The 14,642-nt window shown below is 67.7% G+C and carries 12 protein-coding genes; 6 read left to right on the top strand and 6 right to left on the bottom strand.

Annotated features, from left to right (window positions below; genetic code table 11):
• From FBT69_07200 to FBT69_07190, 3 genes are all read left to right on the top strand, one after another.
• On the top strand, positions 1-1,819 hold a 1,819-nt coding region (locus tag FBT69_07200), incomplete at its 5' end, for a tetratricopeptide repeat protein (GenBank protein ID MDL1904584.1).
• Positions 1,816-2,544 (top strand): serine/threonine protein kinase, encoded by a 729-nt coding sequence (locus FBT69_07195; protein MDL1904583.1) that lies wholly within the window; start codon positions 1,816-1,818, stop codon positions 2,542-2,544. The genes FBT69_07200 and FBT69_07195, both read left to right, overlap by 4 nt.
• On the top strand, positions 2,424-4,166 hold the full coding sequence (locus tag FBT69_07190; GenBank protein ID MDL1904582.1) for a DUF2157 domain-containing protein: 1,743 nt from the start codon (positions 2,424-2,426) through the stop codon (positions 4,164-4,166). The genes FBT69_07195 and FBT69_07190 overlap by 121 nt, the downstream gene beginning before the upstream one ends.
• A gap of 4 nt (positions 4,167-4,170) precedes the next feature.
• Here the strand turns inward: FBT69_07190 and FBT69_07185 are convergent, their stop codons facing one another.
• From FBT69_07185 to FBT69_07170, 4 genes are all read right to left on the bottom strand, one after another.
• Positions 4,171-5,412 carry an aminotransferase class V-fold PLP-dependent enzyme gene (locus tag FBT69_07185; protein MDL1904581.1) on the bottom strand — a complete coding sequence of 414 codons (1,242 nt, stop codon included), beginning with the start codon at positions 5,410-5,412 and terminating at the stop codon, positions 4,171-4,173.
• Positions 5,413-5,470: 58 nt separating this feature from the next.
• Positions 5,471-5,779, bottom strand: a complete 309-nt coding sequence (locus tag FBT69_07180) for a hypothetical protein (protein ID MDL1904580.1) — start codon at positions 5,777-5,779, stop codon at positions 5,471-5,473.
• Between the two features lie 59 nt (positions 5,780-5,838).
• On the bottom strand, positions 5,839-6,417 hold the full coding sequence (locus FBT69_07175) for an ankyrin repeat domain-containing protein (GenBank protein MDL1904579.1): 579 nt from the start codon (positions 6,415-6,417) through the stop codon (positions 5,839-5,841).
• Positions 6,418-6,497: 80 nt separating this feature from the next.
• Positions 6,498-8,552, bottom strand: coding sequence for an elongation factor G (locus FBT69_07170; protein ID MDL1904578.1), 2,055 nt, complete (start codon positions 8,550-8,552; stop codon positions 6,498-6,500).
• 207 nt (positions 8,553-8,759) lie between these two features.
• On the opposite strand from FBT69_07170, the gene gltX reads away from it, so the two are divergent.
• Entirely contained in the window at positions 8,760-10,481 is a 1,722-nt protein-coding gene (gltX, locus tag FBT69_07165) for a glutamate--tRNA ligase (protein ID MDL1904577.1), read from the top strand.
• Positions 10,482-10,489: 8 nt separating this feature from the next.
• Here gltX and FBT69_07160 read toward each other — a convergent pair whose 3' ends face one another.
• A complete protein-coding gene (locus FBT69_07160; protein MDL1904576.1) occupies positions 10,490-11,644 on the bottom strand; it encodes a methionine adenosyltransferase in 1,155 nt (384 codons plus the stop codon).
• Positions 11,645-11,785: 141 nt separating this feature from the next.
• Between FBT69_07160 and FBT69_07155 the strand changes: the two genes are divergently transcribed.
• Both FBT69_07155 and FBT69_07150 read left to right on the top strand, forming a co-directional pair.
• Positions 11,786-12,889: a phosphoribosylformylglycinamidine cyclo-ligase gene (locus FBT69_07155; GenBank protein ID MDL1904575.1), complete on the top strand. Its 1,104-nt coding sequence runs from the start codon at positions 11,786-11,788 to the stop codon at positions 12,887-12,889.
• A 40-nt stretch (positions 12,890-12,929) separates the two neighbouring features.
• A complete protein-coding gene (locus tag FBT69_07150) occupies positions 12,930-13,688 on the top strand; it encodes a CoA transferase subunit A (protein MDL1904574.1) in 759 nt (252 codons plus the stop codon).
• A gap of 19 nt (positions 13,689-13,707) precedes the next feature.
• On the opposite strand, the gene FBT69_07145 is transcribed toward FBT69_07150, so the two are convergent.
• Positions 13,708-14,532 carry a hypothetical protein gene (locus FBT69_07145; GenBank protein ID MDL1904573.1) on the bottom strand — a complete coding sequence of 275 codons (825 nt, stop codon included), beginning with the start codon at positions 14,530-14,532 and terminating at the stop codon, positions 13,708-13,710.
• Between the last annotated feature and the right edge of the window lie 110 nt (positions 14,533-14,642).

Raw genomic sequence — 14,642 nt, 5'->3', positions numbered from 1 at the left:
GCGCCGCCACAGGACAGCCGCCGCGACCGCCGCGGTCGTCGCCATCACGCTCCTCGCCGCGACGGGTGTCTCCGTGGCGTTCGGCGTCGAGGCGACCCGGCAACGGCGCGTGGCCGATGAGCATGTCAAGGTCGCAGAATCCGAACAGGAAACGACTGCGGCCATCCTGCGGTTCGTGACTGACGAGGTGCTTGCGGCAGGATCGGTCGATCGGCTCGGCCCGCGTGCCATGATCGGCGAAGCGCTCGAGGCCGCGATGGGGAGAGTCTCACGCAGTATTGAGCGTCGCCCGGAGGTTGAGGCCAGGATTCGGCTCGCGGCGGCACGTTCGTTCCAGGATATGGGCCTCTTCGATCAGTCGCGAGTAAACCTTGACGCGGCGGGCGAGATCATCGAAAGGCTGGGCGATCGGCGCCTGGCCTTGGAGCATCAACTGCAGCATGGGAGTTGGCTCGTGGACCGCGGCGATCCACTTGCCTCGCTCGCCGTTCTGAACCTGATCCTTTTTGAAGGGATGGGCGAAACCGACTTCGACCATGACATCCGCAGGCGCGCGGCCATCCAAGCGAACCCCGCGTACCTGCAGATCGGCCGCGCCGACTTGTCCCTCTTGCAACTCGAACCGATGATCGCCGAAGCGAACGCCTCCCGCGATGCCGATCCCGTGGTGCGATGGGATATGCAATCTCAGGCGTGTACTGCGCTACTCGCCTTGGGCAGGTACGAAGAAGCCGAACCGCTCTTGCGCACACAGTTGGACAGCCTCGATGAGTTGCCGATCGGCACCGTCTCGCGGCGCGCCCTCACGGAAAGAAACCTGGGGAGCGCGCTCGCAAAACTCGGACGCCTCGACGAAGCGGAGGATGTCTACCTCCTCGCGTTGGAGCGCCGACGAGCGACGTTCGGCGATCGACACTGGCGCATCGCACAGATCGGTGAGGCGTACGCCGAACTCGCCGAGTTGCGTCGCGACATGGAGAAGGCGGAGCGGCTGCGGCTCGAAGCCATCGAAACGCTCAATGAATCCGGCCATGTTTCCGGAGTGATCATCGCGTATCACTTGAACAACCTCGGCATGCTCTATCTGAGGATGGGCAGGTTTGCCGATGCCGAGGCCAAGTTCGCCGAGGCCATCGAGAAAGCCACGCCGCACGTTGCGGATGGTAACCCGCACGTCCTCGCGTTCCTCCACAACTTGGCGGACATCGTGCTGCGCCAAGGCAGAGCGGCCGAAGCGTTGTCGATCATCGAACGAGCGATCGAAGGCCGCGTCAGGCTCTACGGCGATTCGCACCCCGGCGTGCTGGGCACCCGCGCCATCCGCGCCCGCGCCCTCGCCGCGCTTGGGCGCAGCGACGAGGCCATCGCGGCCTATGCCTTGGCGTGCAACCATGACTTCACGATCAGCGCCGAGGTCGGGCCTGGTCTGGCGGAGGCCTTGTTCCAGTACGGGCTGCTCCTGAGCGCTGCGGGCCGGGCCGCTGAGGCCGAGGACGCCTTCCGCCGGCTCGTCGTCGTGTACGACCAACTCGGGATGCACGGCCACCCGTTCTACCCGGCAGCCCAGTCTCTTCAGGCCACGGAGCTGCAGAGGCTCGCCCGCTTCGCCGAGGCCGAGGCCGTCTTGCTCGACGCGTTCGAGCGTGTCATGCGGCTCCCGAACGCGACGCCCGAGCAACGCGAGCGAGCGGGCCTGCGACTGGCGGACCTCTACAACGCGTGGCACGCGGCCGAGCCTGATGCGGGGTACGGGGAGCACGCCGAGATCTGGCGTGGGCGTGCGTCGGAGGCGAAGCACACCGCGCCCGGACCCGGATGACTCACTCCAACTCCCGAACGACCGGCTGGGGTACGCTACCGACGATGAGCGATCCGTCCCGCCATCGCGAGCACGACCCCGATGCCCCAACCGCGCAGACAGCGGCAGGTGATATCGGCGCATCGCCCGCGACCATCGACTCCATGGAGGGAGCGCAAGCCCTCGTCGGCCAACGGTACCGCCTCGAGCGGCTGGCCGGGGCCGGCGGCATGGGGCGGGTCTTCGCCGCGGCCGACACCGTACTCGGTCGGCGGGTCGCGATCAAACTGCTCCACACGGCGGGGCGAGACGAGACCTCGCGCCGGCTCGTCATCACCGAGGCACGCGCCATGGCGGGGCTGCGGCACCCGAACGTCTGCCGCGTACACGAGGTCGTACTCGACACCCGGACCCCCTTCATCGTGATGGACTGGATCACCGGCAGCGATCTTCGCGCGCACACGCGCGAACTCGACCTTCGAGCCAGACTCGTGGTGTTCACGAAAATCGTCGATGCCGTGTCCTCCCTCCACGCGGCCCGACTTGTGCACGGCGACCTCAAGCCGACGAACGTGCTGGTCGATGAGCGGGGCGAGCCGGTGATCGTGGACTTCGGGTTGGCGGCGTGCACGAGGAGGGACATGATCGAACCTCGCCCGGCGGCGGCACGCCCGGCTACGCGGCCCCGGAACGCTGGAGCCCCTCACGCCCCGTTCCGAACTCCGACGTCTACTCGCTTGGCGTGATGCTCTTCGAACTGCTCACGGGCAGGCCGCCCTTCCGCGGCGCGACGGCCGAGGAGGTCCGCCGGATGGCGGAGACGGAGCATCCCCCGCTGCCGCAGGAGATTGCCCCGCAGACGCCGGAGGCTATCCAGCGTATCTGCCTGGTTGCGTTGGAGCGCGAGCCTGCACGCCGCTACGCCGATGCGGGGGAGTTGCACGCCGAGCTACGGCGTTTCCTCGCGGGCGAAAGCGTGGCGGCCCGGCCGAGTTTCCTCGAGTCGCGGTTCGCTGAGCAGGTTCGGCAGGCGACGGAACGCGCCGAGGAGTGGCGCCGGATCGGGATGATCTCCGGCGCGGAGGCGGACGACCTGATCTTCCGTCTGCACGCGGCGGCCCGCCCGGAGTCGCCGTGGATCTTCGACAGCCGCAGGCTGACCTTCTCGCAGGTCGCGCTCTATCTCGGCGGCTGGTTCGTGGTGCTGGCGATGACGGTCGGGCTGTACGAATCGTGGGACCATCTCTCATCGCCTGTTCGGATCGGCGTACCCTGGCTGACGCTCGCCGTGGTCGCGGCCGCCGGGGCGTTCCTCCATCGCACGGAGCAGCGACGGGTCTCGCTCGGATACCTCATCACGGCCGCGCTGGTGCTTCCGGCCGCGCTCTCGGTGATGTTCCGCGAAACGGGCTGGCTGGGAGGGCCGGAAGGGCTGGGCATGGACGATGCCGAGCCATTCGGTGAGCCGGGACTGCTGAACAGGCAGTTGCTCGCCATCTCGTCGGCGTGGCTCGCGGCGGTGCTTATGCTGCGTTTCGTCACGGCTTCGTCGGCGTTCGTGCTGCTGGGCGTGCTCGCCGCTTCGTCAGCGTGGGCGTCGGTGTGGCTCTGCCTGGGCCGCTACGAAGCGTACGAACGCGTCGTGGACGCCGAGATCGGAGCGTGGATGGCGTTGCTGGCAGTCCCGTTGCTGCCGGTCGGGCTTGTGTTGAACCGGCGTGAGGAGCTCCTCGGCCGCACCCTGGGCATCTCGAACCAGCGACGTCGCGATGCGTGGCCGATCCTCACGGCGGCCATCCTGCTCGTTGGCGTCGGGTTGGGTGTTGCCGCGTGGAATGCGCCGGAGCGCTACTTCTTCGTGCCGATCGATCCTGAAGAGTGGTCCGTTCCCGAGCAATGGAGTGCGCTGGCGTTCATCGTCAATGGTGCGGTCCTGTCTGTGGTCGCCCTCTTGCTCGACCGGGTCCGCTCGCCGCTGCGGGTGCGCCTGGGCAACTTGCTGCGATGGGCGATCCCGACGCACTTCCTCGGCGGACTGCTCGCCCTCGAGTACTACGACGGATTCGGGGTCTGGCTGCCGTGGCTGATCGGTCTGGCCGCGGCCTCGGTCGCCTTCATCCTGGCCAGCGTGCCGCGTCAGTGGAAGCCGTTCCTCGCCACGGGGCTGATCTACCTCGCGCTGTGCTACGCGCGTGCCTTCGGCCGTGCCAACGACCATCTCGATGATCCCCGCCTCGCGCAGGTTGCGCTGACGTTCTTCATGCTCGTGCTTGGGGGAGGGATCATGGCGCTCGCCTGGCGAACGCCGACCCGTCTGGTCGCGGCGAGACTGGCCCGGTGGTCTGACACCCGGCGTGACCGCTCCTGATCCGTCAAGCCCTCCGCTCCAGCACGACTTCCTGCCTCAGTGCGTCGGCGAGGTATTCGTACTGCTCGATCGAGTTGTACGCCTGCGCACTGATGCGCAGCAGGCGAAGCCCGGCCGATGGCAGGCTCCAGACCGGAACCTGGATGCCGTGCCGCTCGACCAGCCGCTCCTGCAGCGGGTCTTCGTAGCGGCCCGGCGCTGTGCCGCCCGAGGGCAGGCCGACGCCCGGAACGACAACGGTCGCCATGGCGCCGAGCATGTGCTCGGGCACGGCCGGTTCCGTGCCGAGCGACTCGCACAGCACACGCCGACCCGCCAGCGCGAGGGCGTGGTTGCGGGCCATCAGCGCGTCCCAACTCCCTTCGAGCGAGGCCATGAAGCGCATGGAGTCGGGGACAGCCGCGAAGCCGGTGTAGTCGTCCGTGCCGACGTAGTCGAAGAGGCACCGGAAGCGGTCACGGTCGGGACGATTCAGGTGCGCGCGCGACGAAAGGGCGAGCGGCTCGAAACCCTCGCGCCGCACCGGCGCGACCCACAGAAAGGCCGTCCCCTTCGGGCACGAGGGCCACTTGTGGAGATTCGCGGTGTAGTACGTCGGGGCGATCGCGGCAACATCAACCGGCACCTGACCGGGCGCATGCGCCCCGTCGATAAGCACCTCAACGCCGCGGGCCTTCAGCGCGGCCGTCAGCCGGGCAACGGGAAAGACCATCGCCGTCGGGCTGGTGATGTGGCTGATGAGCGCGAGACGGGTGCGGTCCGTCACGCGCGACATGATGGCGTCGAAGACCTCGTCCTCGCCCGCGGTCGGGAACGGGACGGTCGCCTTCACGAGCCGCGCACCCGTTCGCCGTGCGTAGCGCTGGAACGTGCTCAGGCACGCGGAGTACTCGTGGTCGTTGGCGAGCGCCTCGTCGCCCTCGCCAAGCCCCGAAAGTTCGATCACCGAAGCGACGGCCTGCGTGACGTTCGGCGCGAAGCCGATCCCTTCCATGTCGCAGTTGACGAGCGACGCCACGGCCTCGCGTGCCAGGTCCATCAGCCCCTCTTGCTGGAGCATGAAGAACCGCACCGGCTCGCGCTCCATCATGTCGCGGTAGCGGCGCTGAGTCTCGAGCACGGGGACCGGGCACGCGCCGTATGAGCCGTGGTTCAGGAAGACGACGTCGGGATCGAGCATCCAGTGCTTCGCGTGCGCGGAGGGTACGGGCAGCGAACCAGAACGGCGCGGGGCGGATGGAGTCATGGTCACGGGCGCACGATAGCAGGGCACGCCGTCAGACCGTAGCCTGTCGCCCTATCGATCAACCCTGCGCGTCGAGGATGCGGCCGAGCGTGATGCCCGTCGCTGCCGTGTTCCGATCGGCCGGGTGGCGGTACATCGGAAGCGCGGCGGACGCGGGTTTGCTCGGTTGGACCGTGAACTCAACCCCGCCACGCACCGCCGCCGCGATGAGTCGTGAGGCGCCCCGAGTGCGGGCCGTCGGTTCGAAGGAATCGACCGCCCGAACCGCTCGCACATCGAGTGACCCGTCAACCGCAGCCGGCCTCGCACCCGAGACGTAGGCCCGGAAGACCTCCGCTGGTACGCTGATGGGGCCGATCCGGTCCATGTGAGACTCTACCTCGGCTCGCAGCCTTGTCCACGTCCGCTTTTGGCTATCGTGGTCGGCTACTTGGTCTGGTCCGTCACGGACCCGACAACCGCGGCGATCGCCCCCTCCAGCACCTTGGCCAGCCGCAGTCCGGCTTCGTCGGCCCTGGCGATGGCATGGTCGCGGGCGGAGAGGCCGCGGTCGTCCTTGGCCAGCGGATCCGCCCCCGCGTCCAGGAGGGCAAAGACGGTCTCCATATGCCCGCCCGCGGCGGCGGCAATCAGTGCCGTCCGGCCGTTGTCATCTCGTTGATCGACCGCCTCGCCGCCCTCGAGCAGCGAACGCACTCGGCCGGTATCACCGTCCGCCGCGGCGGAGACGAGCGCGGGAAGGACCGTCGCCACTGAGACCTCCACCGGAACATCCTTGTCCCCCGGCTCGCCCTCGGAGGCGGGTTCCTGGGGCGTCTGGTACGCGATCGGCTCCCGCGATGGCGCGGGCTGGATGCCCGGTCGCTCGATCGAGGGGAGTGCGGTCGATTCGCCTGTCGCCTGCTTCGGTCCGCCCCCGCCTTTGATGATGAAGACGGTGATGAGTCCCGCCGCGAGCAGCAGGGCCACCACCACCACCGCAGGATTCAGGCCACGAGCGTTCATGCCGCCACCTCCAGTTCGCTGTTCGGGGGCTTGCGGTCCCCGTGCTCTTCGGGGCGGGGCCTTGCAGACCCCGTCGTCGTTCAGTCCTCTTCCGCGTGCGGCTTGTAGGCCGCGACGACTTCCTGCATGACGTGCGGCGGGGTCTGCTCGTCGTGCGAGTAGTCCATGGTGTACGACCCGGCCCCACCGGTGATGCTCTTGAGCTCGTTGGAGTAGTTCTGGAGTTCGCTCAGCGGCACGATGGCGCGGATCACGCAGATGTCCGCCCCGATCATGCCCGTGTCCACGACACGCCCTCGCTTCGTCGAGAGATCGCCCGTCAGGTCGCCCATGTACTGGCTCGGCGCGGTCACTTCCAGTTCGACGAACGGTTCGAGCAGGGCCGGCTTCGCCTTCTGAACGGCGTCGATGAACGCCCGTTTGCCGGCTGTGATGAAGGCGACTTCCTTCGAGTCCACGGCGTGGTACTTGCCGTCGTAGATCTCGACCTTGATGCCGGTCATGGGGTAGCCGGCGATCGCCCCGTCGCCGAGCACCTGGCGCACGCCCTTCTCGATCGCGGGCATGAACTGGCGTGGGATGCTGCCGCCGACCGTTGCATTGACGAACTCGAAGCCGTCGGCATGGTCCTGCGGGAGCGGCTCGACGCGGAGGTAGACTTCGCCGAACTGCCCCGCGCCGCCGGTCTGCTTCTTGTGCCGGTGGTGGCCCTCCGCCTTTGCGCTGATCGTCTCCTTGTAGGCGACCTTGGGCGTGGCTGTCTCCAGTTCGATGTTGTACTGGCTCTTGAGCTTCTCGAGCACGACGCGCAGGTGCAGTTCGCCCAGGCCGCGCATCACGGTCTGCTTCGTCGCGGCCACGCGCTCGACCTTGAAGCACGGGTCTTCGGCCTCGAGCTTGGCGACCGCGGGGCCGAACTTCGTCTCGTCCTTGTGGTTCTTCAGCGTCACCGCCAGGCCGTACATGGGCTTGGGCAGCGGCAACGGACGCAGCCTCAGGCCGTCCGCGTACTGGCCGGCGTGCAGCACCGAGTTGAACTGCACCTCGTCCACCTTCGCCACGACGCCGATCTCACCCGGACCGAGCGCATCCACTTCCTGGTTGTCCTTGCCCTGCGGCCGCAGCAGGTGTCCGATGCGCACCGCCCGGCGGCCGTCGTCGATGAACAACTCCGCTTTCGGCTTGATCGTCCCCTGGTGGACCTTGAAGTACCCAAGACGCCCGACGAAGGGGTCGCTCGCAACAGAGAACACGTGTGCAATCAGCGGCTTCTCCGGGTCCGGCTCGGGGCGGACCTCCGTGCCATCGGGCGTCGAGAACGGACGCGGATTCCCCTCAAGCGGGCTGGGCAGCAGAGACGCGAAAACGTGCAGCAGCTCCTTCGCACCCGCGCCGCTCTTCGCGCTCGCGTAGCAGATCGGCACGAGATGCCCCTCGCGCAGCGCCTGCCTGAACGCCGCAGAGATTCTCGCCTTGTCGAGTCCTCCCGCGCCCTTCTCCAGATACTCCACCATCAGGTCTTCATCGACCTCGACGACCTGCTCGACGATCTGCGTGTGTGCCTCGTCCAGACTGGAAAACTCGGGCTTGCCATCGGGATGATCGTCCTCGAAGACGTTGATGACCGACCCACGCCCCTCGGCCGGCAGGTTGATCGGCACGCACTCGCCGCCGAAGACCTCGCGGATGCGGTCGGTCAGCCCTTCGAGGTCCGCCTGCGATTCGTCGATCTTGTTCACGACGATCATGCGCGGCAGGTTCCGCTCGCGGGCGATCGTCATCAGCCGGCGCGTCGCCGTTTCGATCCCCTTATGGGCGTCGATCACGACCACGACCGTCTCGGCTGCGGGCAGCGATGCGATGGCGTGCCCGAGAAAGTCCAGCGTCCCAGGGGTGTCGATCAGGTTGACGGTGTGGCCCTCGTGATCGAAATGAAGCACGGTCGGCCGCAGTGAGTGCCTGTGCTTCTTTTCATCGTCCGTCCAATCACTCGCTGTGCTGCCGTCCTCAACGCTGCCCATCCGGGTCAGGGCGCCCGCGGCGAAGAGAAGCCGCTCCGTGAGCAGCGTCTTCCCGCTCCCGCCGTGACCAACAAGACACACGTTCCGGATGTCGGCAGCGTTGCGTACAGCCATCGGATTCACACCTCCTGCCCCGTCACTCGGGGATCACAGACACGACAACGCCCGCGTGTACGAGCGGTGCCGCAAAGCCGGCTCCACCTGGGCGCCCCTCGCGGACGTGGCCGGAGGACCGCCTCCCAGCCGAGCAGTCTAGCGAACTGCAACGGATTCGTGCCGGACGGATGGGGTCGCGCAAACTCCCCCCTACCCTTGCAGTCCATGCCCGCGGAAAACCCAGTCATCACCCGCTTCGCTCCCTCCCCCACCGGCCACCTCCATGTCGGTGGTGCCCGCACGGCCCTGTTCTGCTGGGCCTACGCCCGACGACACGGTGGCCGGTTCATCCTCCGCATCGAGGACACGGACCAGAAGCGGTCCTCAGAGGATGCCGCCCGGGGCATCCTCGAAGACCTCGCCTGGCTGGGCATCCACTGGGATGAGGGGCCGATCTGGGCACCCCCCCGCTCCGTGGCGGATTCAGGACTATCGACGTTCGGCGGCGACCCGCGGCACGTCGGGCCGTTCTTCCAGGCCCAGCGGCTGGACATCTACAACCGCCACCTCGACGCGCTCATCGAGCGTGATCTCGCCTACCCGTCCTTCGACACCGCGGAAGAACTCGACGCCCTCCGGCGCGAGGCCGCCGCCCGCAAGGAGACCTTCCGCTACCGCCGCCGACCCGGCTACGACCACGCCGCTGCCCTGCGCCGCTACCGCGCCGGCGAGCCCTGCGTCGTGCGGTTCCGGATGCCGGAAGAGTCGGTGCGCGTCACCGATGCCGTACTCGGCGAGATCGACTTCACCGAGGAGCACCTCGACGACTTCGTCCTCCGCAAAGCGGACGGCTTCCCCACATACCACTTCGCCGTGGTCGTGGACGACGAGCTGATGGGCGTGACCCACGTACTGCGCGGCCAGGAGCACCTGAACAACACGCCGCGCCACGTCTCGCTCCAGCACGCGCTCGGCTTCCGAACGCCGGTCTACGCGCACATGCCGCTCATCTTCAACCCGGACGGGTCGAAGATGTCCAAACGCGACAAGGACAAGACCGTCCGCAAGGCGATGCTCGACCGTGCGCCTTCGGGCTCTGGTGGTGCGGGCGTCTCGCCCGCCTCTGCTACTTCTCTTCTTTCTCCCGCCGACCTCGCGCAGTGGCTCTCCGACAAGACCCGTCAGCTCCCGACCGACGCCCTCCTCGCCCTTGCACGCGAACTCGACCTCTCCCTGCCGGAGATCGACGTCGAGGACTTCCGCCGCTCCGGCTACCTCCCCGAGACGCTCTGCAACTACCTCGCCCTGCTGGGCTGGAACCCCGGCCTGAAGAATCCCGACGGCACCGACCTCGAACGCTTCGACATGGCATTTCTGGCCGAGCATTTCTCGCTCGATCGCATCGGCAAGTCCAACGCGAAGTTCGACCGCGACAAGTTGCTCGCCTTCAACCAGACCATGATCGCCTCGCTGGAGCCTGTGGAGTTCGACCGCCGCTGGCGCGAGTGGTGCGAGCGCTACGACCCCGCTCTACCCTCGCTGCTGGGCGACCGCTTCGCCCTCGCGTCGCGGGCCGTGCAACCGCGCATCCGAACGTTTGGACAGTGCCGCGAGCCGATCGCCTTCGCCCTCATCCCCGACGACGGCGTCCGGTACGACGAGAAAGCCGTCGAGAAGAACCTCCGCAAGGGCAATCCGCGCGGTCTCGACGTGCTCCGCGACTTCCTGCCCGCGCTCGAATCTCTCCCACGCTTCACGCCCGACGCCATCGACGCCGCGGCCAAAGCCTTCTGCGAGAGCCGATCGCTCGGCATGGGCAGGCTCGCTCAGCCGCTGCGCATCGCCGTCACGGGCTCGACCGTCAGCCCGGGCCTGGGCGAGACGCTCTCGCTCGTCGGGCGCGAAGGCACGGTGCGCCGCATCTGTCGCTGCCTCGAGACCGTTTGACAGCTCGATCAGCCCTTCACGGCCTTCTTCAGCGCATCGACCTTGTCCGTGCGCTCCCAAGTGAAGAGATCGCCCCGCGGCTGGCGGCCGAAGTGCCCGTGCCGTGCGGTCGGCCGGTAGATGGGCTTGCGCAGGCCCAGCGATTCGATGATGCCCCTGGGCGTGAGTTGGAAGACCTCGCGTACGGCCTTGGCGAGTCTCGCCGTGTCCGCCCGCTCGGTTCCGAAGCAGTCGACGTGGACGCTGACCGGCTCGGCGACGCCGATCGCGTAGGCGAACTGCACTTCGCAGATGTCAGCCAGTTCCGCGGCGACGAGGTTCTTGGCGATGTAGCGGGCCATGTACGCCGCGGAACGATCGACCTTGGTGGGATCCTTGCCACTGAACGCTCCGCCGCCGTGCCGCCCGCGTCCGCCGTAGGTATCGACGATGATCTTGCGCCCGGTCAGCCCGCAGTCCCCGTGCGGGCCGCCGATTTCGAAACTGCCGGTGGGGTTGACGTGAACGGTGATGCCCGGGTTCCACCACTCGCCGAGAACGGGCTTGAGAACGTGCTCGACGATCTCGCGCTTCAGGGCGTCCTGCCGCTCGGTCCAGGTCCGGTCGTGCTGCGTCGAGAGGACGATGGTGTCCACTCGGACGGGCGTCGCGCCCTCGTATTCGATCGTCACCTGGCTCTTGGCGTCCGGTCGCAGGCCGGGGATGATCCCCTCGCGCCGGACGTGCGCCTGCTGCTCGACCATGCGGTGGGCGAGATGGATCGGCAGCGGCATCAGCGTCGGCGTCTCGCGGCAGGCGAAGCCGAACATCATGCCCTGGTCGCCAGCGCCGCCGCGATCGACGCCCTGAGCGATTTCCGTCGCCTGCTTCTTGATCGAGACGAGCACGGCGCAGGATTCGTAGTCGAACGCGAGGCGCGCGTCGATGTACCCGATCTCGCGGATCGTCTCACGCACGACATCCGGCATCTCGACGTACGCCTTGGTCGTGATCTCGCCGGCGATGATGACCATGCCCGTGGAGACCATCGTCTCCACGGCGACGCGCGAGTGCGGATCCTGCTCGAGCAGCGCGTCGAGGATCGCGTCCGACACCTGGTCGGCGACCTTGTCGGGGTGACCCATCGAGACGGACTCCGACGTGAAGAGGTACGGGTTTGTCATGCGTGGTGCCGCCTGAGGGTGCGTCGTTGGACCGGGATGCCGGGCGCGATTCCGCCTCGGCCCGGACGCGGCGAGTCTACGGCGACCGGCGCGCGGACGGCAACCGCCGGGCGTGCGTCGGGGCCGGTATCCTCTTGCCCGATGCCGAAACCACGCCAGCAACGCCGAGGCTCCGCCGTGCCCCGCGCCGGGGGCGCGACCTACGCCTCCGCCGGGATCGACCTCGAACGCTACGACGAGTTCGTCGGCGGGCTGGACGCGCTCATGCGCCGAACGCACGGGCCTCGCGTCATCGCCAACCCCGGAGGGTTCGCCGGCCTCTTCCGCCTCGACTACAACGAGCGCCTCTTCAAACGCAACTACCGCGACCCCGTGCTCGTGGCGTGCTGCGACGGCGTGGGCACCAAGATCAAACTCGCCCAGCGGCTCGGTGTGCTGGACACCATCGGCATCGACCTCGTCGCGATGAACGTCAACGACTTGATCGTCGAAGGGGCAGAGCCGCTCTTCTTCCTGGACTGCCTCTCCGTCCCCCACGTCGACAAGGACGCCATGAATCGCGTCATGCACGGCGTCGCCGAGGGTTGCCGCGTCGCCGGCTGCGCCCTGCTCGGCGGCGAGACGGCCGAGATGGGCGACCTCTACAGGCCGGGCGATTTCGACCTCGTCGGATTCGCCGTCGGCGTCGTCGAACTCTCACGCGCCATCAGCCGGCGAAGCCCCGAACCGGGCGACGTCGTCCTCGGCCTCGCCTCCAGCGGCGTCCACTCCAACGGCTACACCCTCGTCCGCAAGATCATCGACGACCGCAGACTCGACCTCGCCCGAACCTACCCGGGCCTCGAAGCGCCCCTCGGCCGCACGCTGCTCGAACCGACACGCATCTACGCCCAGTCCATCGTCCGCCTCGAACGCTCGTACCGCGTGAAGAAGGTCGTTACCGGCATGGCTCACGTCACCGGCGGCGGGCTGGCGGGCAACCTCGAACGCGCCCTGCACCCCGGCGTGGACGCGGTCATCGACCTCGACGCCTGGCCGGTGCCGCCGATCTTTGCATTTCTCTCGCAGCAAGGCCGCGTGGACGACGAGGAGATGCGCCGCGTCTTCAACATGGGCATCGGCTACTGCGTGATCGTCCGCCCCGCCTTCGCGGCGGCCGTGCGGGAGAAACTCGAACGCAGCGGCGAGTCGGTCTACGAGATCGGCCGCATCGTGCGCGGCAAGGGGCGCGTGCGCACAAAGTAGCCACGTATCATCCGATCGAAGCCACCACGGAGCGAACGCGATGGCGGAAAAGATCGTCAGCACGGCACGCCAAGCCCTCGCCGACCTCAAGGACCGAGGCATCCTCTACGACGGCTGCACCGTCATGGTCGGCGGCTTCGGACTCTGCGGCATTCCCGAGCAACTCATCATCGCCCTGCGCGACACCGGTGTGAAGGGGATCACCTGCATCTCCAACAATGCCGGAGTCGACGACTGGGGACTCGGCCTCCTCCTCCAGACACGCCAGATCGCCAGAATGGTCTCCAGTTACGTCGGCGAGAACGACACCTTCGAGAAGCAGTACCTCTCGGGCGAACTCGAGGTCGAGTTCAACCCGCAGGGCACGCTCGCCGAACGCATCCGCGCGGGGGGGGCCGGCATCCCCGCCTTCTACACCGCCACCGGCGCGGGCACCCTCATCGCAGAAGGCAAGGAGACACGCCGCATGCGCCCTCCGCGCCACAAGGCCCGAGTCAACGCCGACGATCCCTCGGCCGGTGAACGCGAGTTTGTCCTCGAAACCGGCCTCTTCGCCGATCTCGCCCTCGTCAAGGCGCACACCGCCGATCCATTCGGCAACCTCGTCTACAGGCTCACCGCCCGCAACTTCAACCCCATGATGGCCACCGCCGCGGCCTTTGTCGTCGCCGAAGTCGAGGAACTCGTCCCACTCGGCGCCATCGAGCCGGACCGTGTCCACACGCCCGGCTCCTATGTGGACCGAATCGTAAAGACGACGAGCGAGAAGCGGATCGAGCAGCGGACGGTGCGGGGGTAGGCGAGCGCGGACGCACGCCCTAACTCGGCTTGGCGTCGGCGGTAAGCACCGCCCTGGCGTACGCGAGGGAGAACCCGACTCTCGCCGCGTTGCGCTCCGTCGGGATGCCCGGAAAACTCTCGATCAGGGCGAGCGAGCAGCCGAGATCACGCGCGGCGTTCAGCCTGTGCGCGATGAGCGAGAGTTGCACACCCCGACCGCGGAACGCCTCCACCGTGACCGCCCCCGCGAGCGCGCACAGTCGCCTGCCCTCGATCTCGAACCATTCCAACGCGCCGAGGCCCGCGATGTGCCCGCCGATCCGACCCACGAACCCGACGATGCTCTCGCGCGTCATCGTGCGAAGCGTCGACTCGATCATCTCGTCCTTCACAGCCTCAGCGGGCATGAAGCCGCGCAGGACCGTCAGGACGTATTCTCGTACGGCCGAATCGTCGCTCGGGTCCAGCGTGTTGACGACAAGTCCCTCCGGCCATCCGTACGGCAGCGCAAGCCGCACGTCCTCACCCGGCAAGATCGCTCGGGCGTAGACGTTCTCGAACTGGCGAACGCCGAAGCCGCGATCCGCAAGCCCGTCGAGGAGTTCCTTCGGCGCGAAGACGGGAATCTCCACCTTCGGCTCGACGCCGCGCGAGCGGAAGTACTCGACGATCCGGTCGAGGTCTTCGCCCGTGACCGGACCTTCATACCCCAGCCCGGCCGCGCGGCAGAACCAGGGCGAGCCTGCGGAGAACGACACCCGCCCGCCGCCGATCGTCTCGGACTCGTCGCCGTAGATGCTCCCGATATGTGCGTGCCGCAGCTCATTCAAGCGGGCGATCGCCCGAGAGTCCGGCGTAGTCATGCGTTGTCTCCGGTAGGTCGGCAGCAAACGGCAAGCATATCCCCGGGCGAGCTGACTCGGAGGCGCAAACGAAAACCCCTCCGGCCGAGGGTTCGACCGGAGGGGCTGCA

It is taken from the genome of Synechococcales cyanobacterium CNB, from assembly GCA_030263455.1.
GTDB lineage: Bacteria > Planctomycetota > Phycisphaerae > Phycisphaerales > UBA1924 > CAADGN01.
The sequence above is the reverse complement of the archived record's forward strand: the minus strand, read 5'-3'. Positions and strand labels throughout refer to the sequence as shown.